Origin of the sequence: Azospirillum sp. OGB3 (genome assembly GCF_014192915.1) — a bacterium.
Lineage (GTDB): Bacteria > Pseudomonadota > Alphaproteobacteria > Azospirillales > Azospirillaceae > Azospirillum.
Window position 1 is genome coordinate 87,321 of the sequence record NZ_JACHYN010000002.1, and the last position, 22,232, is coordinate 109,552.

At 69.5% G+C, this 22,232-nt stretch carries 20 protein-coding genes; 7 read left to right on the forward strand and 13 right to left on the reverse strand.

Annotated features, from left to right (window positions below):
• Positions 1-55: 55 nt before the first annotated feature.
• Entirely contained in the window at positions 56-3,307 is a 3,252-nt protein-coding gene (gene carB / locus FHW79_RS04285) for a carbamoyl-phosphate synthase large subunit (protein WP_183177812.1), read from the reverse strand.
• A gap of 322 nt (positions 3,308-3,629) precedes the next feature.
• On the opposite strand from carB, the gene FHW79_RS04290 reads away from it, so the two are divergent.
• From FHW79_RS04290 to FHW79_RS04300, 3 genes are all read left to right on the forward strand, one after another.
• Positions 3,630-4,451, forward strand: a complete 822-nt coding sequence (locus FHW79_RS04290) for a hypothetical protein (protein ID WP_183177813.1) — start codon at positions 3,630-3,632, stop codon at positions 4,449-4,451.
• Between the two features lie 13 nt (positions 4,452-4,464).
• A complete protein-coding gene (locus tag FHW79_RS04295; RefSeq protein WP_183177814.1) occupies positions 4,465-4,866 on the forward strand; it encodes a hypothetical protein in 402 nt (133 codons plus the stop codon).
• A gap of 253 nt (positions 4,867-5,119) precedes the next feature.
• Positions 5,120-5,848 carry an MgtC/SapB family protein gene (locus FHW79_RS04300; protein WP_183177815.1) on the forward strand — a complete coding sequence of 243 codons (729 nt, stop codon included), beginning with the start codon at positions 5,120-5,122 and terminating at the stop codon, positions 5,846-5,848.
• 13 nt (positions 5,849-5,861) lie between these two features.
• Here the strand turns inward: FHW79_RS04300 and FHW79_RS04305 are convergent, their stop codons facing one another.
• The 4 genes from FHW79_RS04305 to msrA all read right to left on the reverse strand — a co-directional run bounded on the left by FHW79_RS04305 (position 5,862) and on the right by msrA (position 9,991).
• Positions 5,862-6,353, reverse strand: a complete 492-nt coding sequence (locus tag FHW79_RS04305; protein WP_183177816.1) for a DinB family protein — start codon at positions 6,351-6,353, stop codon at positions 5,862-5,864.
• A 17-nt stretch (positions 6,354-6,370) separates the two neighbouring features.
• Positions 6,371-8,428 carry a DNA translocase FtsK gene (locus FHW79_RS04310; protein ID WP_183177817.1) on the reverse strand — a complete coding sequence of 686 codons (2,058 nt, stop codon included), beginning with the start codon at positions 8,426-8,428 and terminating at the stop codon, positions 6,371-6,373.
• Positions 8,425-9,141, reverse strand: a complete 717-nt coding sequence (locus tag FHW79_RS04315) for a PAS domain-containing protein (RefSeq protein WP_183177818.1) — start codon at positions 9,139-9,141, stop codon at positions 8,425-8,427. Before FHW79_RS04315 ends, FHW79_RS04310 begins: the two co-directional genes overlap by 4 nt.
• A gap of 208 nt (positions 9,142-9,349) precedes the next feature.
• Positions 9,350-9,991 (reverse strand): peptide-methionine (S)-S-oxide reductase MsrA, encoded by a 642-nt coding sequence (msrA, locus tag FHW79_RS04320; protein ID WP_211108120.1) that lies wholly within the window; start codon positions 9,989-9,991, stop codon positions 9,350-9,352.
• Between the two features lie 165 nt (positions 9,992-10,156).
• Between msrA and FHW79_RS04325 the strand changes: the two genes are divergently transcribed.
• A complete protein-coding gene (locus tag FHW79_RS04325; RefSeq protein ID WP_183177819.1) occupies positions 10,157-10,606 on the forward strand; it encodes an RNA polymerase sigma factor region1.1 domain-containing protein in 450 nt (149 codons plus the stop codon).
• A gap of 21 nt (positions 10,607-10,627) precedes the next feature.
• On the opposite strand, the gene FHW79_RS04330 is transcribed toward FHW79_RS04325, so the two are convergent.
• The 6 genes from FHW79_RS04330 to FHW79_RS04355 all read right to left on the reverse strand — a co-directional run bounded on the left by FHW79_RS04330 (position 10,628) and on the right by FHW79_RS04355 (position 14,732).
• On the reverse strand, positions 10,628-11,491 hold the full coding sequence (locus FHW79_RS04330; protein ID WP_247884177.1) for an RNA methyltransferase: 864 nt from the start codon (positions 11,489-11,491) through the stop codon (positions 10,628-10,630).
• Positions 11,492-11,784: 293 nt separating this feature from the next.
• A complete protein-coding gene (locus FHW79_RS04335; RefSeq protein ID WP_183177821.1) occupies positions 11,785-12,768 on the reverse strand; it encodes an SDR family oxidoreductase in 984 nt (327 codons plus the stop codon).
• A 96-nt stretch (positions 12,769-12,864) separates the two neighbouring features.
• Positions 12,865-13,443, reverse strand: coding sequence for a YqaA family protein (locus FHW79_RS04340; protein ID WP_014241343.1), 579 nt, complete (start codon positions 13,441-13,443; stop codon positions 12,865-12,867).
• A 109-nt stretch (positions 13,444-13,552) separates the two neighbouring features.
• Positions 13,553-13,798 (reverse strand): hypothetical protein, encoded by a 246-nt coding sequence (locus FHW79_RS04345; RefSeq protein ID WP_183177822.1) that lies wholly within the window; start codon positions 13,796-13,798, stop codon positions 13,553-13,555.
• A 73-nt stretch (positions 13,799-13,871) separates the two neighbouring features.
• A complete protein-coding gene (locus FHW79_RS04350) occupies positions 13,872-14,267 on the reverse strand; it encodes a cytochrome c family protein (protein ID WP_183177823.1) in 396 nt (131 codons plus the stop codon).
• A 57-nt stretch (positions 14,268-14,324) separates the two neighbouring features.
• Positions 14,325-14,732 (reverse strand): LysR family transcriptional regulator, encoded by a 408-nt coding sequence (locus tag FHW79_RS04355; RefSeq protein WP_114859276.1) that lies wholly within the window; start codon positions 14,730-14,732, stop codon positions 14,325-14,327.
• Positions 14,733-14,985: 253 nt separating this feature from the next.
• On the opposite strand from FHW79_RS04355, the gene adh reads away from it, so the two are divergent.
• Together adh and FHW79_RS04365 are read left to right on the forward strand one after the other, a co-directional pair.
• Entirely contained in the window at positions 14,986-16,506 is a 1,521-nt protein-coding gene (gene adh, locus FHW79_RS04360; RefSeq protein WP_183177824.1) for an aldehyde dehydrogenase, read from the forward strand.
• Between the two features lie 98 nt (positions 16,507-16,604).
• The gene (locus tag FHW79_RS04365; RefSeq protein ID WP_183177825.1) at positions 16,605-16,988 is read left to right on the forward strand and encodes a DUF779 domain-containing protein; all 384 of its coding nucleotides are present in this window, start codon (positions 16,605-16,607) and stop codon (positions 16,986-16,988) included.
• A gap of 259 nt (positions 16,989-17,247) precedes the next feature.
• On the opposite strand, the gene cysS is transcribed toward FHW79_RS04365, so the two are convergent.
• Both cysS and gltX read right to left on the reverse strand, forming a co-directional pair.
• Positions 17,248-18,621: a cysteine--tRNA ligase gene (gene cysS / locus FHW79_RS04370; RefSeq protein WP_183177826.1), complete on the reverse strand. Its 1,374-nt coding sequence runs from the start codon at positions 18,619-18,621 to the stop codon at positions 17,248-17,250.
• Between the two features lie 76 nt (positions 18,622-18,697).
• On the reverse strand, positions 18,698-20,041 hold the full coding sequence (gene gltX / locus FHW79_RS04375; protein WP_183177827.1) for a glutamate--tRNA ligase: 1,344 nt from the start codon (positions 20,039-20,041) through the stop codon (positions 18,698-18,700).
• A 401-nt stretch (positions 20,042-20,442) separates the two neighbouring features.
• Here gltX and ipdC point away from each other — a divergent pair, with 401 nt between their 5' ends.
• Positions 20,443-22,080 carry an indolepyruvate/phenylpyruvate decarboxylase gene (gene ipdC, locus FHW79_RS04380; RefSeq protein WP_183177828.1) on the forward strand — a complete coding sequence of 546 codons (1,638 nt, stop codon included), beginning with the start codon at positions 20,443-20,445 and terminating at the stop codon, positions 22,078-22,080.
• Positions 22,081-22,232 lie beyond the last annotated feature (152 nt).

Sequence of the window (22,232 nt, forward strand, 5' to 3'; positions counted from 1 at the left end):
GCGCCCTGGGAAAGCTACGGCGCGGCGGAGGAGGTCCGCCGCGCCGTAAACCGTCCTAATAGGAACCGCTAAGGTACGACTGCAACGGCGCGACTTCAAGGCTGCCGTTCCGGAGTGCGGCAATCGCTTCCACCGCCGCGCGTGCACCGGCCATGGTGGTGTAGTAAGGCAGGTTGTAGGTCAGCGCCGTGCGCCGCAGGCTGAAGCTGTCGGACAGGGCCTGCGCGCCGTCCGTGGTGTTGATGACCAGATGCACCTCGCCGTTGATCATCGCGTCGACGATGTGCGGCTGGCCTTCCACCACCTTGTTGATCGACTCCGCCGGGACGCCGGCCTGGCGCAGAGCCGCCGCGGTGCCGGTGGTCGCCAGCACGCGGAAGCCCATGCCGTGCAGCTTCTGCCCGATCTGCACCGCCGACGGCTTGTCGCGCTCCTTCACCGAGATGAAGACGGTGCCCTGGACCGGCAGGGTGACGCCGGCGCCGAGCTGCGACTTGGCGAAGGCCAGCGCGAAGTTGTGGTCGAGGCCCATCACCTCGCCCGTCGACTTCATCTCCGGGCCGAGCACGATGTCCACGCCGGGGAAGCGGGCGAAGGGGAACACGGCCTCCTTCACGGCGGTGTGCGGCGGTGTCGGGCCGTTCAGCGTGAAGTCGGCCAGCGTCTCGCCGGCCATGACGCGGGCGGCGATCTTGGCGATGGCGGTGCCGGTGGCCTTGGCGACGAAGGGCACTGTGCGGCTGGCGCGCGGGTTGACCTCCAGGATGTAGACCGTGCCGTCCTTCACCGCGAACTGGACGTTCATCAGGCCGACGACGTGGAGGGCGCGGGCCAGCGCCTCGCCCTGGCGGCCGATCTCGGCGATGGTCTCGGCGGGCAGCGAATAGGGCGGCAGCGCGCAGGCCGAGTCGCCGGAATGGATGCCGGCCTCCTCGATGTGCTCCATGATGCCGGCGATGTAGACCTGGCCGGTGGCGTCGGCCACCACGTCCACGTCCACCTCGATGGCGTCCTGCAGGTAGCTGTCGATCAGCACCGGGTTCTTGCCCGACACCTTCACGGCGTTGCCCATGTAGCGCTTGAGCCCGGCCATGTCGTGGACGATCTCCATGGCGCGGCCGCCCAGCACGTAGGACGGGCGGATGACGACGGGGAAGCCGATCCGCGCGGCGACCGTCTCCGCCTCCTCCAGCGACCGGGCGAGGCCGTTGGCCGGCTGGAGCAGGTTGAGCTGGTGCAGCAGCTTCTGGAACCGCTCACGGTCCTCGGCGAGGTCGATGGCGTCGGGCGAGGTGCCGAGGATCGGGATGCCGGCCTTCTCCAGCGCGTCGGCCAGCTTCAGCGGGGTCTGCCCGCCGAACTGCACGATGCAGCCGAGCACCGTGCCGTTGCGCTGCTCGACGCGGACCAGCTCGATCACGTCCTCAGCGGTCAGCGGCTCGAAATACAGGCGGTCGGCGGTGTCGTAGTCGGTGGAGACCGTCTCCGGGTTGCAGTTGACCATGATGGTCTCGATGCCGGCCTCGCGCAGCGCGTAGACGGCGTGGACGCAGCAATAGTCGAACTCGATGCCCTGGCCGATGCGGTTCGGCCCGCCGCCCAGGATGACGACCTTCTTCTTCTCGGTCGGGTCCGATTCGCACTCGGCGGCACCCGTGCCGTCGGTCTCGTAGGTGGAGTACATGTAGGGCGTGCGCGAGGCGAACTCGGCCGCGCAGGTGTCGATGCGCTTGAAGACCGGCGTGACCCCGGCGGCGCGGCGGGCCTCGGCGACCTCGGCCTCGGACGTGCCGGCCAGCTCGGCCAGACGGGCGTCGGAGAAGCCCATCTGCTTCAGCGCCTGCCAGCCGGCCTTGTCGGTCGGCAGGCCGCCGCTGCGGATCGCCTGCTCGCGGTCCACGATGGCCTTGATCTGCTCCAGGAACCACGGGTCGTACTTGGAGACCTGCTGGACCTCGGCGACGGTGAAGCCGTGGCGGAAGGCCTGGGCGATGACCAGCAGGCGGTCCGGCGTCGGCCGGGCCAGCGCGCCGCGGATGGCGGCGGCGTCCGGCGTGTCGCTGTCGCCGATGCGCACCTCGTTGAAGCCGGTCAGGCCGGTCTCCATGGAGCGCAGCGCCTTCTGCACCGACTCCTGGAAGGTGCGGCCGATCGACATGGCCTCGCCCACCGACTTCATCGAGGTGGTCAGCAGCGGCTCGGTGCCGGCGAACTTCTCGAAGGTGAAGCGCGGCATCTTGGTGACGACGTAGTCGATCGTCGGCTCGAAGCTGGCCGGGGTGGTGCCGGTGATGTCGTTGGTCAGCTCGTCCAGCGTGTAGCCGATGGCCAGCTTCGCGGCGATCTTGGCGATCGGGAAGCCGGTGGCCTTCGACGCCAGAGCGGAGGAGCGCGACACGCGCGGGTTCATCTCGATGACGATCAGGCGGCCGTTCGCCGGGTTCACCGCGAACTGGACGTTGGACCCGCCGGTCTCCACCCCGATCTCGCGCAGCACCGCGATCGAGGCGTTGCGCATGATCTGGTATTCCTTGTCCGTCAGCGTCAGCGACGGGGCGACGGTGATCGAATCGCCGGTGTGCACGCCCATCGGGTCGATGTTCTCGATGGCGCAGACGATGATGCAGTTGTCCGCCTTGTCGCGGACGACCTCCATCTCGTACTCCTTCCAGCCCAGCACCGATTCCTCGATCAGCACCTCGCCGACCGGGCTGGCGCGCAGGCCGCCGCGCACGATGTCCTCGAACTCGGCGCGGTTGTAGGCGATGCCGCCGCCGGTGCCGGCCAGCGTGAAGCTGGGGCGGATGATCGCGGGCAGCCCGACGAACTCCAGCGCCTCGGTCGCCTCCTGCATGTTGCGCACGAGGCGCGAGCGCGGCGATTCCAGGCCCAGCTTGTCCATGGCGTCGCGGAACAGGATGCGGTCCTCGGCCTTGGCGATGACGTCGCGCTTGGCGCCGATCATCTCCACGCCCAGCCGCTCCAGCGTGCCGTCGTCGGACAGGGCCATGGCGGTGTTCAGCGCGGTCTGGCCGCCCATGGTCGGCAGCAGGGCGTCGGGGCGCTCCTTCTCCAGGATCTTCGCCACCACGGCCGGGGTGATCGGCTCGATGTAAGTGGCGTCGGCCAGACCCGGATCGGTCATGATGGTGGCCGGGTTGGAGTTGACCAGGATGACGCGGAAGCCTTCCTCGCGCAGCGCCTTGCACGCCTGGACGCCGGAGTAATCGAACTCGCAAGCCTGGCCGATGACGATCGGCCCCGCGCCGATGATGCAGATGGATTTGATATCAGTGCGCTTGGGCATGGGTCCGCTTCTCGACGTTCGTGCAGCAAAAGCCCCCTCGCGCCATTGGCCCCCTGGCGGGGGCGCGGGTGTGAGGGGGCACGGATCAATATGTCGTTGCGAGGCCCCTTTATAGGGAACAAGGCGGCGCGGGGGAAGGGGTGGGATGATGCGCGGGCCACATGTCTGAAACATCGCCAGCGGGCGGCGAGGCAAGGCTTGAACCTGCGCCGAAAGGGCGTCATCAATCGGGGTGCGCCGGAAACCCGGCGCTTTCCGACATCGACCAGCGGGAGAAGCCCGCACACCTTGACCTGATTGCCGCCGGAGTTCGCGCCCCACGATGACCCACGCTTTCGCCAAGGACAGCCGCGCCTGCGCCGCCTGCGTTTCGTGGGGGGGCGACCGCGCCCTGTCGGACGACAACACGCTCGTCCACGTCGACCGCTACAGCGCGGAGGGGGAGTGCCGGACGGCGACCAGCCAGGATTACCGGAAGGTCACACGCTCCTACCACACCTGCCCGACCTGGGCGCCGCTGCCGATGCTGAAGAAGCATGGCGGGCGCCCGGAGCGCCAGCCGGTCTTCGCCAGCCGCCCCGCCCCCGCCTCCGCGCCGAAGCCGGTCCCGGAGCCTGTGGCCGCAGCGCCGGTGCGCGTGGTCACGGCCGCCGCCCCCGCCGTTCCGCCGCCGCCGCCCGCGCCGCCGGTCTGCCGGTCGGAGCCGCTGGACCTCGAGCAGATTCCGCAGATCGCCAGCCTGCTCTACGTCCATTGGCGGCGCGTCGGCCGCGGGCGCCCGATGCCGGAGGCACGCGACATCGACACCGCGCAGATCCGCGAATGCGTGCCGCGCCTGTGCCTGATGGAGCCGTTGCGCGGCGGCGAGGATTTCCTCTACCGCGCCTGCGGGCGGGCGGTGCAGCGCCGGATCGGCCAGCGCGCGGTGCCGCGCCCGGTCAGCGACTGCCACCCCGCCGAGGCGGCGGCGCGTTTCAACGCCGACCTGCGCGCCTGCCTGGAGACAGGGGAACCGCGCGGCCTTCTGGTGCGCGACGACCCGATGCTGCCGGGGGCGCGCTTCGTCGAACTGCTGCTGCCGCTGTCCGACGAGGACGGCCGCCCGGCCCGCGTGCTGGCCTTCCGGCACGTGCCGGGGGGCTGACGGGAGCGGCGCGGTGCCCTGGAGCGCGCAACCTCCACCGGATGGGCCGTCTCCCGGAACGCCGGCCCCGGCGCCCGGCGACGCCAAGCCGGCCGGTGGCGCCGACATGGTGGGGGTCTGGCCCTCCGCCGTGTGGATCGCCGTCGGCACGCTCTTCTATCTGGAGAACCCGCAGAGCTTCGCCGGCTGGAAGGGCGCGCTCTATTACGTGGTCGGCACCGCCGCCGTGGCGCTGGTGATCGGCCTCGTCAGCCTGAATCTGCGCCGCGCCATAACCGGCATGCTGGCCGAGGTGTTTCCCCGCCGCGACCGCTTCACCGACCTCGTGAGCCTGATGCTGCGGCTGATGCTGGCGACCGCGGAAGGCATGCTGGTGGCTTTGCTCGCCCGCTGGACACTGGGCGGGCTGGGGTAGGGTGGCCCTTCGCCAACCAATCGGCGCTACACTGGACGTCTCGGGACCGGACGTCCCAGGGGATCACATGTGACATCCCCTCTCCCGTCCCAGGAGAGGGAAGGGGCCCACGCAATGCGTGGGAAGGGTGAGGGTGCTTCCAAGAAGCAGTGCCCTGATCCTCGTGCGACCCTCACCCGCCCGCTGCGCGGGCACCCTCTCCCGGGACGGGAGAGGGGGTTGAACGCCAAATACGATAGCCGTGGGAGGGGCCATGCTGAACCTGTCCGCCTACTGGTCGCCGGCCGAACTGGCCGTCAACGGCGTCATCCTGCTGCATCTGGTCGGGGCGCTGGGGCTCGGCATCCTGATGGGGTACGAGCGCTCCTTCCACGGGCGGGCGGCGGGGATGCGGACCTATGCGCTGGTCTGCCTCGCCTCGACGGCGCTGACCGTCGTCAACGCCTATCCGGGACTGTGGTACGGCGGCATCGGGAACGGAAGCGGTGGGGGCGGCGACCCGACGCGGGTCATCCAGGGCATCGTGACGGGCATCGGTTTCCTCGGCGCCGGGGTCATCATGCGGGAGGGCTTCTCCATCCGTGGCCTGTCCACCGCGGCGTCGATCTGGACGGCAGCGGCGATCGGGGTGACCATCGGGCTGGGCTTCTACGCCGCAGCCATCGGTGCGGCCTTCCTGGTCATTCTGGTGATGAGCGCCTTCCAAAGGCTGGAGGCGGTGCTGCCCCACCACACGGTGGTCCAGGTGATGCTGGTGTTCGAGCGCGAGCACGCGCCCCCGGCGGAGATGCTTCGCGTCAAGGCGCTGGAGCACGGCTACGAGATCGTGTCCTGGGCCTTCCATCTGCGCAATGGCAGCGGCCACTTGGAGTATCAGCTCACGCTCCAGGCCAACGGCACGCCGGACCCGATGGAGCTGATCGACAAGCTCGCCCACAGCAGCCGGGTGGTGGAGTTCCGCCTGTCGCCGTCGCGCATGTGAGGCGCCGGAGCGCCTACTTGTCCAACAGGAAATAGGCGAAGTCGATGCTGGGCGCGGCCAGCCCGAACTGCGTCAGCAGCGTGTGCGCCTGCCCGCGGTGGTGGGTCTGGTGGTTGAAGACATGGGCCAGCACCGCGGAAAAGGGCATGGTGAAGGCCTGCCCGGCCAGCGAGTGGTAGTGGAGGTCCGCGGCGAAGCGCGCCTCCTCCTGTTCCGCCACGACGCGGATGAGGCGCTCGTCCTCCGCCTCGCGGGCGGCGCGCAGCTCGTCGAAGCCGTCATGAAGGATCTCGTCCAGGGCGAAGGGCGTCGGTCCGTCCCCCTCGATGCGGCGCAGCCATACCCGGTCGGCCACCAGGATGTGGTTCAACGTGCCCCGCACCGAGCGGAAGAAGGCGCTGCGGTCCTCGCGGTACTGGGCGTCCGACAGCTCGGCCGCCACAGCGTAGAGGCGGCGGTTGGCCCAGCGGTTGTAGCGCGCGAACCGTTCGAAATGCGCCTTCATCGCCCTCTCTCCCTTTCCTAGACCCCGGCGCGCTTGGCCGACAGGCCGGCGGGGGACAGCAGCACCTCGCGCTTGCCCTGGTGGTTGGCTTGGCCGACCACGCGCTCCGTCTCCATCCGCTCGACCAGACGGGCGGCGCGGTTGTAGCCGATCTGGAGCTGGCGCTGGATGAAGCTGACCGACACCTTGCCCTCGCGCACCACGAGGTTGACGGCCTGCATGTAGAGGTCGTCGCCGGAGTTGCCGCCGCCGCTCTCGTCGTCCTCGTCGGCGACCGCCTCATCCTCTTCCTCGGTGATGGCGGTGACGTAGTTGGGGGCGCCCTGCGACTTGATGAACTGCACGATCTCCTCGACCTCCGAATCGGAGACGAAGGGGCCGTGGACGCGGGTGATTCGGCCGCCACCGGCCATGTAGAGCATGTCGCCCTGGCCGAGAAGCTGCTCCGCCCCGGCCTCGCCCAGGATGGTGCGGCTGTCGATCTTGGAGGTGACCTGGAAGCTGATGCGGGTCGGGAAGTTGGCCTTGATGGTGCCGGTGATGACGTCCACCGACGGGCGCTGCGTCGCCATGATCAGGTGGATGCCGGCGGCGCGGGCCATCTGGGCGAGGCGCTGGATCGCCGCCTCGATCTCCTTGCCCGCCACCAGCATCAGGTCGGCCATCTCGTCCACGATGACCACGATGTAGGGGAGCGGCGTCGGTTCCTGCGGGGTCAGGTCGAAGACGGTCTCGGCCTCGCCCGGCACATGGCGGCGGGGCATCGGCTCGCCGTTGGCGATCATCTCGGCGATGCGGGCGTTGTAGCCCTCGATGTTGCGCACGCCGAGCTTGGACATCGCCTCGTAGCGGCTCTCCATCTCGCGCACGGCCCAGCGCAGCGCGATCACCGCCTTCTTCGGGTCGGTCACCACCGGGGTCAGCAGATGCGGGATGCCGTCATAGACCGACAGCTCCAGCATCTTCGGGTCCACCATGATGAAGCGGCAGCGCTCCGGCGGCAGCCGGTAGAGCAGCGACAGGATCATCGTGTTGATGGCCACCGACTTGCCCGAACCGGTGGTGCCGGCGACCAGCAGGTGCGGCATGCGGGCGAGGTCGGCGACCACCGGCTCCCCGCTGATGTCCTTGCCGAGCGCGATGGCGAGATGGGCCTGCGACTCGGCGAAGGCCGCGTGGTCGAACATCTCGCGCAGATAGACCATCTCGCGCACCGGGTTCGGCAGTTCCACGCCGATCACGCTGCGGCCCGGCACGATGGCGATGCGGGCGGTGACCACGCTCATGGAGCGGGCGATGTCGTCGGTCAGGTTGATGACCGTGGCCGACTTGGTGCCCGGCGCCGGCTCGAACTCGTAGAGCGTCACGACGGGGCCGGGGCGCACGTCCATGATCTCGCCGCGGACGCGGAAGTTTCGCAGCACCGTCTCCAGCATCCGCGCGTTGCGGGCCAGGACCGTCTCGTCATGCTGCTGCGGCGGGCGCGGCGGCGGGTTCTGGAGGAGCGTGGTGCCGGGCAGGGCGTAGGGATCGTCCTCGCCGGCCGGCAACACATCCGCGTCCGATTCGGAATCGTCGCCGAGATCGTCGCTATCGCCGTCGTCCAGGTCGCCGTCGCCGAAGTCACCGGTGTCGTCGCTATCCTCCGCCTCGTCCTCATAGGCGAGGGCGTCGTCCGCCTCCTCCTCGGATTCCGCGTCCCCGGGCAGCGCCTCGGCGTCGGGAATCAGGAGATCCTCCACCTCCGCGGGCGCGTCCACGGCCGCATCCGACACCAGGGCCGGGGGAGCCGTCTCGGCGGCGCGCGCCTCGTAGGCCCATTCGACGCCGGACAGGAAGGCGAAGCCGGCGACGACCGCCAGCGCCTCGTCGCCGAGGTTGGTCGAATAGACCGTGCCGGCGCGCGGGGTTCCGGGCAGCACCTCCACGTCCCACAGCAGCCGCCCGTCCGGGCGCGCGTTGGGGATGAGGTTGAAGGGGCGGCCGTTCAGCGCGCACCACAGATTGAATTCGTCGGCGGTGACGACTCCCGACTGGGTCGCGGGCGCGGTCAGGTGGGGCGTGCGCGGCGTCATGCCGGGGCTCCCGGTTTCTGTTCGGTGGAGGAGGACTCGCCGTCTTCGGCGTCGTCGGAGGTGTCTTCGGGGCTGTCGTCGGCTTCTGGCTCGGTCTCGGTGTCCGCGGTCCCGTCCGTATCGCCGTCGATGTCGGCGCCCTCGTCCGCAAGGAACTCGGGTTCGCTGTCCACCGTGTCGTCCGCCTCCGGCCCGTCATCATGCGGACTCTCGATCTCAACCTCCGCCTCTTCGTCCGCCGCAAGGGGGGCAAGCGCGGTGCAGGGCGGTTCGTCCGGCGGCTGCTCGTAGGCGGCGACCAGGATCTTGTCGATGGTCTCGCCGTCGCTGGACATGGGCAGAGCCAGCCGCTCCCAGGTCCGCATGACGCCGCTGAAATCGGCGGTGTAGACGCGGGCGACCGGCAACCGTTCGCGCAGGAGGGAGGCGTATTCGGGGCGCAGGATGGCCCGCTGCTCCTCCGGCAGATCGTCCAGCGTGGCGCCCAGGCGCGAATGCCCGAAGGCGGCCGCGAGGGACCGGCCGTAATAGGAATAAACGAAGTCGTCGTCGCCGATGACCTCGAAAATCACAATATTATCCTTCCACGGCCGCAGGTCGGCCGGGGCGATGCTGCTGGACACCGGCGGCTTCCCGCCGATGCATTTGGTGAGCCAGAAGTCAAGCAGGCCGCTCAGGTGCGGCGTCGCCAGCTCGGTTCTTTCCTTGATCATGGATTGGGCGCGGAATTTCTCGGGCGGCGCCCCGCGGGGCTACCCCCTGGAGCTTTCATGGACCGCCGGAACCATACCCGCAAGCGACGGGCAGGCGCAACCGCAAGGGACCGCCCCGTTCAAGCCGGCTTAACCCTGTCGCCCGGATGCCGCAGTGGCGGTGCGGGAACCTGCCTCCGAGGTTCAGTCCCCGCACCGCAAGAGCGTGTCACGCCGCGCAGGTAACCCCGGTGCCGCCCAGCCCGCAATAGCCAGCGGGATTCTTGGACAGATACTGCTGGTGATAGTCCTCGGCGTAGTAGAAGGGCGGGGCCTCGCGCAGCTCCGTCGTCACCGGGCCGAAGCCGGCCTGCTCCAGGCGGGCCTGATAGGACTCGCGGCTGGCCTCGGCGGCGGCGCGCTGGGCGTCGGTGTGGGTGTAGATGGCGGAGCGGTACTGGGTGCCCACGTCGTTGCCCTGGCGCATGCCCTGGGTCGGGTCGTGCGCCTCCCAGAAGACGCGCAGCAACTCCTCGAACCCGACCTTGGCGGGGTCGTAGACGACGCGCACCACCTCGGTGTGGCCGGTGCGGCCGGAGCAGACCTCCTCGTAGGTCGGGTTGGGGGTGTGGCCGCCCTGATAGCCAACCATGGTCGTCCAGACGCCCGGCACCTTCCAGAACTTGCGCTCCGCCCCCCAGAAGCAGCCGAGCCCGAAGTCGGCGACCTCCAGCCCCTCCGGATAGGGCGGGGTCAGCGGGTTGCCGTTGACGTGATGGCGGGGCGGCACGGGAACCGGCGTGTCGCGTCCGGGCAGCGCTTCCTCCGCGCTGGGCAGCGCCAGGGGCTTGCGCATGAACATTCCGAGCATCTCGGCCTCTCCGATGGCGTAGGATTTGGGGATGGGGGTTTGGGGATTATGTCGGGTCGCCCCGCCCCGGAGGCAAGTCGCCGCCTTTGCACGGGAGCCTTCCGCGGCCCGGCGTGTTTACCCTTCGGAATGTTCAGTCCAAGGTGGAACCGCGGGGAGAGAACGATGACGATCGACGACGCCACCCTCCAGCGCCTGATCGACAAGGGGCGCAAGCACGGCAACCGGCTCAGCGTCGAGCAACTCGGCCAGGACGTGCCGGTGGAAACCATGACCCCGGAGGAGGTCGCCGTGGTGGTGGAGCGGCTGGAGGCCGCGGGCATCGACGTGGAGCTGACCGACGAACGGCTGAAGCGCCCGCGCAGCGGCGGTGGCGGCGACTACCAGCGCGGGGCCGGGGTGGTCACCATCGCCAGCCCGGCGGCCCCCGCCGTCTCAGCCCCCGGCGCCCGCCCTTCCGAACATGGCTGGGCCGACGAGGGTCTGGGCCACGCCCACGGCGCGCATCACGGCTCGCGCCGGGCGCCGACCTGGGACCGCGACGGCGTGGACATGCTGCCCATCGTCTCGGTCCTGGTCGTGGCGCTGGTGCTGATCATCGCCCTGGGCGGCTGAGGACCGGCCTCCGGTCCGGCCTCAGCCCGGCTTGGCCAGGGCGTGGATGAGGATGGCCGCGGTCGCCGCGACGTTCAGCGACTGGATGCGGCCGGTGCCGGGCAGGGTCAGGATGTCCTCGCAGGCGGCGAGGGTGGCGGGGGGAAGCCCGTCCTCCTCGTTGCCCAGCACGACGGCGGCGGGCCGGTCGCCCGTGGTGAGGACCGCCGGGTCGGTGACCACCGCCCGGCCGCGGCCCAGCGCCGTCCCGGCCACCCGGTAGGCCTCGCGCAGCCGCTTCAGAACCGCCGGCAGGTTGGCCGCCCGGTACAGCTCCACCCATTCGAACCCGCCCTCGGCCACCCGGTAGGCGGATTCCGACGGCAGGGCCTGTCCGGGATGGTCCGAGACCACGACGCGCCGCAGGCCGAAGAAGGCGGCGGTGCGCAGGATGGCGCCCAGATTGTGCGGGTTGCCGACCCCGTCCAGGATCAGCAGCGGCTGGCCGTCCGCCGCCCAGCGCTTCGCCGCCTCCCCGTCGAAGGCGGGCACCGGGCGCGGCGCGATCAGCGCGACCACCCCGCCGTGCAGCACCGTCCCGGCGACCTTCGCCAGCTCGTCGGCCTCGACCATGCGGTAGGGTTTGCGTGCCGCCGCCATCGCCTTGCAGAAGTCGCCGGTCTTCGCCTTCAGCCGCTCTTCGAAGAACAGCCGTTCCACCCGCGCCGCGTCATGGGCGAACAGGGCGGACACGGCGGACAGGCCGGCGACGCGGAACAGCTTGCCCGGCTCCTCCCGCGGTTCCTCCCGGCGGACGTCCTTGCTGGCCTGGGCCGGACGCGGACGGGAGGAGCGGGCAGGGGACGGGACGGGCGGACGGCCGCGCGGGGTCGTCGGCTTCGGCATGATGGACTCGGGGTCTTGCGGGAACGGGCCGGCATTCTGGACCAACCCGTTCCCGAACTCAAAGCCCTGAGTGGTTTTCCTGCAGCCATCGCTTGACGAGCTGCGCCGCGTGATTGTGAAACAAGATCGACACGGATTTCACGGACCTGGGCGCGGATTTCACGGATTCCTTAATCCAGGCCGCATCTCAGGCGCATCCGCCTCAACCGTTCCGTGAAGCCCGGTTTCAATCCGAGCAATCCGTGTCGATCTTTGCCCGCGTTTCCCGCGCGTTGCCTTCATAAGGACCGCGTTCAATCTCCGCCGTTCCGTCTCCGCGCGTAGCCGGCGTAGGCCGCAGCGGCAGCGGCCGCGACCCCGGCGACGAGCAGCGGCGACACCCAGTCGGGCGGCGGGGTGCGGAAGCCGCCGGTGACGCCGCGGCCGCGCTCCACCGGGCTGAACAGGTTCCCGTCGCTCGGCGCGGCGGGCGGAGTCCGGCTGAAATGGCGGTGGGCGCCGTAGCCGGCGATCTTCTCCATCAGGCGCGGCGCCACCGCGTGCCCCAGCCGGGTCAACGGCGTCATCGCCCCGACCATCGCCTGGGCGCGCGGGCGCAGGGCGAGGGACAGCACGGTGTCCGCCACGTCCTGCGGGTCGCCGTAGAAGGGGCTTTCCGCGTCGAGCTGGTGCCCGGTGTAATTGGCGCCGTGCGACATGCCCGGCGTGTCGGTGAAGAAGGGATAGACTCCGCAGACATGGACGCCCGGCGCGTCGACCAGCTCCGCCCGCAGGCTTTCCAGAAGGCCCTCCAGCCCGAACTTGCTGGCCGCGTAGGCGGCGGCGTAGGGGGCGGGCGCCCAGGCCCCGACCGACACCGTGTTGATGAGCACGCCATGGCCCTGCCGGCGGAACAGCGGCAGCACGGCGTGGGCGGCGTGCAAGGGACCGAACAGGTTGGTCTCGACGACGCGGCGGTGCGCCTCCAGCGGCGTGTCCTCGAACCGCCCGACGGCGCCGACTCCGGCGTTGCTCACCCAGACGTCGATGCCGCCGTACACCTGCATCGCCCGGTTGGCCAGCCGGAGAACCGCCTGGGCGTCGGTGACGTCGGTGGGCACCACCTCGGCCTCGCCCCCCAGCTCCCGGCATTCCTCGGCGACCTCGTCGAGCAGGGCCTCCCGCCGGGCGGCCAGCACCAGCCGGGCGCCCTCCCGCGCGAAGGTCAGGGCGGTGGCCCGCCCGATCCCGCTCGACGCTCCGGTTACGACCACCACGGCCCCGCGCACGCTGTCCATCCATCCTCTCCCGTCAATGCCTCACTGCGGCATCAACAGGACAGGACGGCCCGGCGTCGCGGTGCCGCAGTGGAGTTGGGTTGGCGTTGCCGTGGATCAGATCAGCTTGATCGCCAGGAAGCCGCCGATCAGCGCGACGGCGAAGGCGGTGGTGACCAGGGTCAGCCGCTTTTCGATGAAGGCGCGCACCGGCTCGCCGAACCAGTAGAGCAGGGCGGCGACCAGATAGAAGCGGATGGCCCGCGACAGGATCGAGGCGCCGATGAACACCCAGATGTTCAGCTTCGCGACACCCGCGGTGATGGTCAGCAGCTTGTAGGGGATGGGCGTCATGCCCTTGATGATGAGAATTTCCGCGCCGTATTCGACGAAGGTATGGCGCAGCGTCTCGAACTGGGCTTCCAGGTGGTAGAAGTCGATGACCGCCTTGCCGATGGCCTCGTACAGGAAGTAGCCGATCATGTAGCCGGCGACGCCGCCCACCACCGAGGCCAGCGTGCAGATCGTCGCGATCCGCCACGCGGCCTGCCGGTTGGCGAGCACCATCGGCACCATCAGGATGTCCGGCGGGATCGGAAAGAAGGAGCTTTCCGCGAAGGAAACCCCCGCCAGCCAGGTGGTGGCGTTCTTCGAGGCCGCCTTGGCCATCGTCCAGTCGTAAAGGCGCTTCAGCATGCCGGTCGCAGCCCGTGTTGTGCCGGTGAGGGAGCCCCTGTTTTAGCGGGGGACCGTGTCAGCGGCTACGACCAATTCGGGGCGGCCCCGGAAAGGCTAAGCCATCGGCCTAGCGGGGCGCGGGCCTGCTCCCGGATTCGGCGGCGTCCGGTTCCGCCTTCTCAGGGTCGGCGCGCGCCACCGGATCGCAGTCGCCGTCGCGGGAGCCGCCGGGATGGCCGCCGGGCATTCCGCGGTAGCGCGTGTCCGGGTTGGACCCGCCACCACCACTCTGTTCGTCGCAAAGAGGCTCGATGTCGGTCTTGTGAATGTCCTTGGGCTCGGCGCCTTTTTGTCCTGCGGTGTCGTCGGCCATGGCCGTTCTCCGGCTGCGGGAATGGAAACCGGGCAACAGATGGGCGCCGCCGCGGTTCCCGTCCCGCTGACGCTCACTTGGTCGCGGTTTCCAGATAGGCGATCAGGTCGGCCCGGTCCTCCGGCTTCGCCACCCCGGCGAAGGCCATGCGGCTGTCGGGGATCACCGCCTTCGGGTTGGCGAGATAGGGGTCGAGCGTCTTGGCGTCCCACGCGATGCCGGAGGCCTTCAGCCCCTCGGAGTAGTTGGCGAAGCTGTCCACCGTGCCGGCCTTGCGCCCGAACAGCCCATGCAGCGTCGGGCCGACGCGGTTCTTGCCCGCCTCCATCGTGTGGCAGGCCTTGCACTGGCGGAACAGCTTCTCGCCGTTCGCCGGATCGCCGTCGGCCAGGGCTGGGAGCGGCGCCGCGGCGAGAAGGACCAGGGCGGCCAAGGCTACAGGGGCAGCGGTGCGGGCGGCGGTTCGCATGGGTCGGGGGCCTCCTTCGTTTCGCCGCGGCGGAAGGTCGCGGCGTCGAGGGAGACTTTACGGATCGCCGGAGTCCGGGCCATTGGACTTTGGATCAGCGGAGTCCGCGCCCTTTTCGGACGCCGCCTCCGGTTTCAGCGCCTCGTCCAGCCAGGCGAGGTGGGGCGCGGCGGCGCGGCGGGCCTCCTCCTCCATGCGGCGGTAGCGGGCGATCACCTCCTGGCCGAAGGCGGTCAGGCCGGTCCCGCCGCCCTCGCGCCCGCCGACGTTGGTGCGCACCACCGGCTCGCGGAAGGCGGAATTCATGGTTTCCACCAGGAACCACGCGCGGCGGAAGGACATGCCGAGCGCCCGCGCCGCCGCGGAGATCGAGCCGGTGCGGTCGATCTCCTCCAGCAGGGACACCTTGCCGGGCCCGATGGCGCCGGAGGGGTGGAGGAAGCGCAGCCGGATGTCGGTCGTCATGGCCTGAAGTCTCGCCGGGAAACGGAGGGGTCTCCGCCCAAGGTATCACCTGCCGCCCGGCGGCCGGTCGCGAATCTGGGGGGCTCCGCGTCTGCAACCAAAGTCGAATTTACCGGCCTTCCTCGAAACCGCGATAACGGCGGGGCGCTGTGACGGATACCGATCATCGGACGAACGGACACAGGGCGCACAACCCGCCAAACGTCATTCCACGACATTCAGTTCGGGCAATCCGCTTCGGGAGGAAACCGCCGTGATCCATCAGGCCCTGGAAACGCTCAGCAAGCAGGTCGCCATCCGGCCGCGCTACGACAACTTCATCGGCGGCCAGTGGGTTCCGCCGACGAAGGGCCAGTATTTCACCAACCTGACCCCGATCACCGGCAAGACGCTGTGCGAGGTCGCCCGCTCCACCGCCGAGGACATCGAGAAGGCTCTGGACGCCGCCCACAAGGCCAAGGACGCCTGGGGCCGCACCTCCCCGGCGGAGCGCGCGCGCATCCTGAACAAGATCGCCGACCGCATGGAAGAGCGTCTGGACGTCCTGGCGCTGGCCGAGACGCTGGACAACGGCAAGCCGATCCGCGAGACGACCCACGCCGACCTGCCCCTCGCCATCGACCATTTCCGCTACTTCGCCGGCTGCGTCCGCGCCCAGGAAGGCACCATCGCGGAAATCGACCACACCACCTACGCCTATCACTTCCATGAGCCGCTGGGCGTCGTCGGCCAGATCATCCCGTGGAACTTCCCGCTGCTGATGGCCGTGTGGAAGCTGGCCCCGGCGCTGGCCGCCGGCAACTGCGTCGTGCTGAAGCCCGCCGAGCAGACCCCGATGGCCATCATGGTGCTGATGGAGATCATCGGCGACCTGCTGCCCGACGGCGTCCTCAACGTCGTCAACGGCTTCGGCATCGAGGCCGGCAAGCCGCTGGCCCAGAGCCCGCGCATCGCCAAGATCGCCTTCACCGGCGAGACGACGACCGGCCGCCTGATCATGCAGTACGCGGCGGAGAACATCATCCCGGTCACGCTGGAGCTGGGCGGCAAGTCGCCGAACATCTTCTTCAACGACGTGATGGCCGACGACGACGAGTTCCTGGACAAGGCGCTGGAAGGCTTTGCCATGTTCGCGCTGAACCAGGGCGAGGTCTGCACCTGCCCGTCGCGCGTCCTGGTGCAGGAGAAGATCTACGACAAGTTCATGGAGCGGGCGGTGGCCCGCGTCGGCGCGGTGAAGCAGGGCAGCCCGCTCGACCCCGCGACGATGATCGGCGCCCAGGCGTCCATCGACCAGCTCGAGAAGATCCTCTCCTACATCGACATCGGCAAGGCCGAGGGGGCAAAGGTGCTGGTCGGCGGCGAGCGCGCCCATCTGGGCGGCGAGCTGGAGAGCGGCTACTACGTCCAGCCGACGGTCTTCGAAGGCCACAACAAGATGCGCATCTTCCAGGAGGAGATCTTCGGGCCGGTCGTGTCCGTGACCACCTTCAAGACCGAGGAGGAGGCGCTCGCCATCGCCAACGACACGCTCTACGGCCTGGGCGCCGGCGTGTGGAGCCGCGACGGCAACCGCGCCTTCCGCATGGGCCGGGCCATCCAGGCCGGCCGCGTGTGGACCAACTGCTACCACCTCTACCCGGCCCACGCGGCCTTCGGCGGCTACAAGCAGTCGGGCATCGGTCGCGAGACCCACAAGATGATGCTCGACCATTACCAGCAGACCAAGAACCTGCTGGTCAGCTACAGCCCGAAGGCTCTGGGCTTCTTCTAAGCGTCCTGTCTCCTCCCTGACGACCTTTGGGCCGGCGGCCATTCGGCCTCCGGCCCTTTTTCTCATCCGACGGGCCATTCATTCGGGAGTGTCCGCCCATGGTCGAACGAGTCGTCGCCACACCGGCGGCCCTGGCGCTGATCGAAAAGCTGCGCGGGCTCTACGGACCGCTGTTCTTCCACCAGTCCGGCGGCTGCTGCGACGGCAGCGCGCCGATGTGCTTCATGGACGGCGAGTTCCGCCCCGGCGGGCAGGACGTCCGGCTGGGGGAGATCGGGGGCTGTCCCTTCTACATGGGGGCGGCGCAGTTCGAGTACTGGTCGCACACCCAGCTCATCATCGACGTGGTGCCGGGCCGCGGCGCCAGCTTCTCGCTGGAGGCGCCGGAGGGCGTTCGCTTCCTCACCCGTTCCCGCCTGTTCTCCGATGGCGAGGTGGAGGCGCTGTGCTCCGATCCAAGCGATATGACGAAAAAGGCATAGCGCTGTTTCGTGGAATGCGGTATTCAGGATTCGACTTTGGGACTTTCCCAGTCGGCACGGCCTCCGGGCGGTCTGATCCGTGTTCAGACCGGCTCCCCCGCGTGGTGGTGCATATGGAACCGAACTCAGGCGCCTTCCGCGACGGCGGAGGGCGTCTTTTTCGTTGCGTGGGAGTGGTGGTCCCTTGGACCTTTGGATGAGCGGGGGCTGCGGTTCCGTCCGCAGCCTCCCCTTCATCCGATGAACGCCGGCGTGGCGTTCAGGCGCGCTTCCAGGTCGTGCCCTGCGGGCCGTCCTCGAGAATGATGCCGAGGTCGGCCAGCTCCTTGCGGATGCGGTCGGCCTCCGCGTAGTTCTTGGCCTTGCGGGCGGCCAGACGGTCGTCGATGCGCTGCTGGATGTCGATGTCGGACAGGGCGGCGGCCCCCTTCGGCGCCCAGCGGAACCACGCCTCCGGGTCTTGCTGGAGCAGGCCCAGCGCCTCGCCGGCGGCGCGCAGCGCGCCCTTGGCGGCGGCCTTCCCGGCATCCCCCGTCGCCTTGTTCACCGCCGAGGCCAGCTCGTGCATATGGGAGATGGCGAGCGGGCTGTTGAGGTCGTCCTCCAGCGCGGCCAGCACGTCGAAGGGCAGTTCGGCGTCCGCCGCGGCGGGCTCGCCGCGCAACGCCTGGTACCAGCGGTCGAGCGTCGCCTTGGACTGCTTCAGCCCCTCCCGGGTGAAGTCCAGCGGCTGGCGGTAGTGGGCGCTCATCAGCGTCAGCCGGATGGCCTCGCCGGGGAACTCGTCCAGCAGATCGTGCACGGTGAAGAAGTTGCCCAGCGACTTGGACATCTTCTCGCCCTCGACGGTCACGAAGCCGTTGTGGACCCAGTAGCGGGCCAGCGGCTCTCCGTCGTGGGCGCAGCGGCTCTGGGCGATCTCGTTCTCATGGTGCGGGAAGATCAGGTCCAGCCCGCCGCCGTGGATGTCGAAGGTGACCCCCAGATGCTCCTTGGCCATGGCCGAGCATTCGATGTGCCAGCCCGGCCGGCCGCGGCCCCATGGGCTGTCCCAGCCGGGCTGGCCGTCGGCGCTCGGCTTCCACAGCACGAAGTCGGAGGAGTCGCGCTTGTAGGGGGCGACCTCGACGCGGGCGCCGGCGATCATCTCGTCCAGCGAGCGGCGGGAGAGCTGCCCGTACTCCGCCATCGACGGCACGGAGAACAGCACATGCCCTTCCGCGGCGTAGGCGTGGCCGCGCTCGATCAGCAGGCCGATCAGGGCAACCATGTGCGAGATGTGGTGCGTGGCGCGCGGCTCGATGGTCGGGCGCAGCGCGTTCAGCGCGTCCATGTCGGCGTGGTAGAGGTCCGCGGTGCGCTTGGTCAGCGCCTCGATCGGCTCCCCGCTGTCGCGCGAGCGGTCGATGATCTTGTCGTCCACGTCGGTGATGTTGCGGACGTAGGTCACCGCCGGGTACAGCCGTTGCAGCAGCCGGAACAGCAGGTCGAACACCACCACCGGGCGGGCGTTGCCGATGTGCGCGGTGTCGTAGACCGTGGGTCCACACACATACATGCCCACCCGGTCCGGACTCATCGGCTCGAAGCGTTCCTTGCGGCGGGTCAGCGTGTTGTAGAGGTCCAGCGGCACGGCGCCCTATCTCCTGTGAAAGGTTCATCCCCCTCCCCCGCCCAGCGGGGAAGGGCCGGGGTGGGGGAAAAGGACTTCAGGCCGTCTCTCCCGCGAGGCGCTTTTGCGCGCGGGTTCGGCCGATCAGGGGTAGCAGGTTCTTCAATTCCGGTCCATGGTCCCGCCCGGTGAGGGCCCGGCGCAGGGGGAGGAACAAATCCTTGCCCTTCCGACCCGTCTTCGCCTTCACCGCACCCGTCCAGGTGCCCCAGGTGGAGAGGTCCCACGGCTCATCCGGCAGCAGGGCCGCCGCCTCGGCGAGGAAGGCGGGATCGTCCGCCGCCGGGGCGACCGGGGCGTGGGTCACCGCCCACCAGTCGCGGGCCTCCGCGACGCGCGACAGGTTGGGGCGCACCGCCTCCCAGAAGGCGGCGTCGGCATCATCCAGACCCAGCGCGGCCAGTTCCCCGGACACCCGCTCGAAGGGCAGCAGGTGGAGGATGCGGGCGTTCAGCCGCAGCAGCTCCTCCGGGTCGAACTTCGGGGTGGCGCGCGACACCTTGGCGATGTCGAACTCGGCCACCAGCTCGTCCAGCGTCAGCCGAGGCTCGATGGCGTCGGAGGTGCCGAGCTTGGCGAGCAGGCTGGCCAGCGCCATCGGCTCGATCCCCTCCTCCTCGCGCAAGGACGCCACCGACAGGCTGCCCAGCCGCTTGGACAGGCCCTGTCCCGTCGCGTCGGTCAGCAGCGGCAGATGGGCGAAGACCGGGATGGCCCCACCAACCGCCTCGAAGATCTGGATCTGCACCGCCGTGTTGGCGACGTGGTCCTCGCCCCGGATGACGTGGGTGATGGCGAGGTCGGCGTCGTCCACCACGCTGGTAAGCGTGTAGAGCGGGCGCCCGTCCTCGCGGATCAGCACGGGATCGCTGAGCGCGGAGCCTTCGAAATGCACCGGCCCGCGCACGAGGTCGGTCCATTCGACCGGTTTGTGCTCCAGCTTGAAGCGCCAGTGCGGCTTGCGCCCCTCCGACTCCAGGCGGGCGCGGTCGGCGTCGCTCAGGCGGAGCGCCGCCCGGTCGTAGATCGGCGGACGGCCCTGCGAGACGAGGCTGGCGCGCTTGAGGTTCAGCTCCTCCGGCGTCTCGTAGCAGGGGTAGAGCCGGCCGGACGCCTTCAGCGCCGCCGCCACCGCGTCGTAGCGGCCGTAGCGGTCGCTTTCCCGCGCGAAGCGGTCCCAGGTCAGGCCGAGCCAGGTCAGGTCCCGCTCGATCCCCTCCGCGTATTCCGGCTTGGACCGCTCCTCGTCCGTGTCGTCGAGGCGCAGCAGGAAATTGCCGCCCGCCTTGTGCGCGAACAGCCAGTTGACGAGCGCAAGGCGCACATTGCCGACATGGAGGAGACCGGTCGGGCTGGGGGCGAAGCGGACGGCGACGGACATGCGGGCATCATTCGAAAGTCGGGAACAGGGCGGCAGTCGTAGCACGCCGCGCGCCCGTCCGAAAGACGCCCATCAGGCGCCAAGGGGCCTATCGCGTTTGGAGAAGAATCCCTCTCCCGCCCCGGGAGAGGGTGGCGCCGAAGGTGCCGGGTGAGGGTCGTCCGAGGATCAATCCGCTGATCCTTGGCGATACCCTCACCCTTCCCACGCTTCGCGTGGGCCCCTTCCCTCTCCCGGGACGGGAGAGGGGATGTCAAGCGCGGCCTCCACCCCTCCACAATTTCCGGCGCACATGGATTGTTTCGATTGAAACAATTCTTGCGCGGAGCGGTGGCGGAGGCGATGCTGTCCCTCTGTGCGGGTTTTCGGCCCGCGAAACCAATTGGAACGGGAGAGCGGCCATGAAGCTGGCCGAAGCCCTGCTGCGCGCGCTGAAGGATCGCGGCGCACAGGCCATGTTCGGGATTCCGGGCGACTTCGCCTTGCCCTTCTTCAAGGTGGCGGAGGAAACGCAAATCCTGCCCCTCCACACGCTGAGCCACGAGCCGGCGGTGGGCTTCGCGGCGGACGCGGCGGCGCGTTACAGTTCGACGCTGGGGGTGGCGGCGGTCACCTACGGGGCGGGCGCCTTCAACATGGTGAACGCGGTGGCCGGCGCCTACGCCGAGAAGTCGCCGGTTGTCGTCATCTCCGGCGCGCCGGGCACGACGGAGGGCAATGCCGGCCTGCTGCTGCACCACCAGGGCCGCACGCTGGACACGCAGTTCCAGGTGTTCAAGGAGATCACCGTAGCCCAGGCTCGGCTGGACGACCCGGCCAAGGCTCCGGCGGAGATCGCCCGCGTGCTGGGGGCCGCCCGCGCTTTGTCGCGCCCGGTCTATCTGGAAATTCCCCGCAACATGGTCAACGCCAAGGTCGAGCCGGTGGGCGCCGACCCCGCCTGGCCGGTGGACCGCGACGCGCTGGCCGCCTGCGCCGACGAGGTTCTGGCGGCCATGCGCTCGGCCACGTCGCCGGTGCTGATGGTCTGCGTCGAGGTCCGCCGCTACGGGCTGGAGGCCAAGGTGGCGGAGCTGGCGCAGCGGCTGGGCGTGCCGGTGGTCACCACCTTCATGGGGCGCGGCCTGCTGGCCGACGCGCCGACCCCGCCGCTCGGCACCTACATCGGCGTGGCGGGCGACGCGGAGATCACCCGGCTGGTCGAGGAGTCGGACGGGTTGTTCCTGCTCGGCGCCATCCTCAGCGACACCAACTTCGCGGTGTCCCAGCGCAAGATCGACCTGCGCAAGACCATCCACGCCTTCGACCGGGCGGTGACCCTGGGCTATCACACCTACGCCGACATCCCGCTGGGCGGGCTGGTGGACGCGCTGCTGGAGCGGTTGCCGCCGTCCGACCGGACGACCCGCGGCAAGGAGCCCCACGCCTATCCGACCGGCCTGCAGGCGGACGGCGAACCGATCGCCCCGATGGACATCGCCCGCGCCGTCAACGACCGCGTCCGCGCCGGGCAGGAGCCGCTGCTGATCGCCGCGGACATGGGCGACTGCCTGTTCACCGCGATGGACATGATCGACGCCGGGCTGATGGCGCCGGGCTATTACGCGGGCATGGGCTTCGGCGTGCCGGCGGGCATCGGGGCGCAGTGCGTGTCGGGCGGCAAGCGCATCCTGACCGTGGTCGGCGACGGCGCCTTCCAGATGACCGGGTGGGAGCTTGGCAACTGCCGACGGCTGGGCATCGACCCCATCGTGATCCTGTTCAACAACGCCAGTTGGGAGATGCTGCGCACCTTCCAGCCCGAATCCGCCTTCAACGACCTGGACGACTGGCGCTTCGCCGACATGGCGGCGGGCATGGGCGGCGATGGCGTCCGCGTGCGCACGCGGGCGGAGTTGAAGGCGGCGCTGGACAAGGCCTTCGCCACGCGCGGGCGCTTCCAGCTGATCGAGGCGATGATCCCGCGCGGCGTGCTGTCCGACACGCTGGCCCGCTTCGTCCAGGGGCAGAAGCGCCTGCACGCAGCACCCCGGGAGTAAGGGGCGGGAACCGCGTCCGCAGGCTGGCGGCCAGCCACCCAACGATCGGGATTGCCCGCTAAGCCGTTGTCGCGCTTGCGCTTGGAGCGAGGTGCCGAAGCGAAATACCCCCTTCGGCACCGCCGCGGCGCAACAATTCGTTAACCATAAAA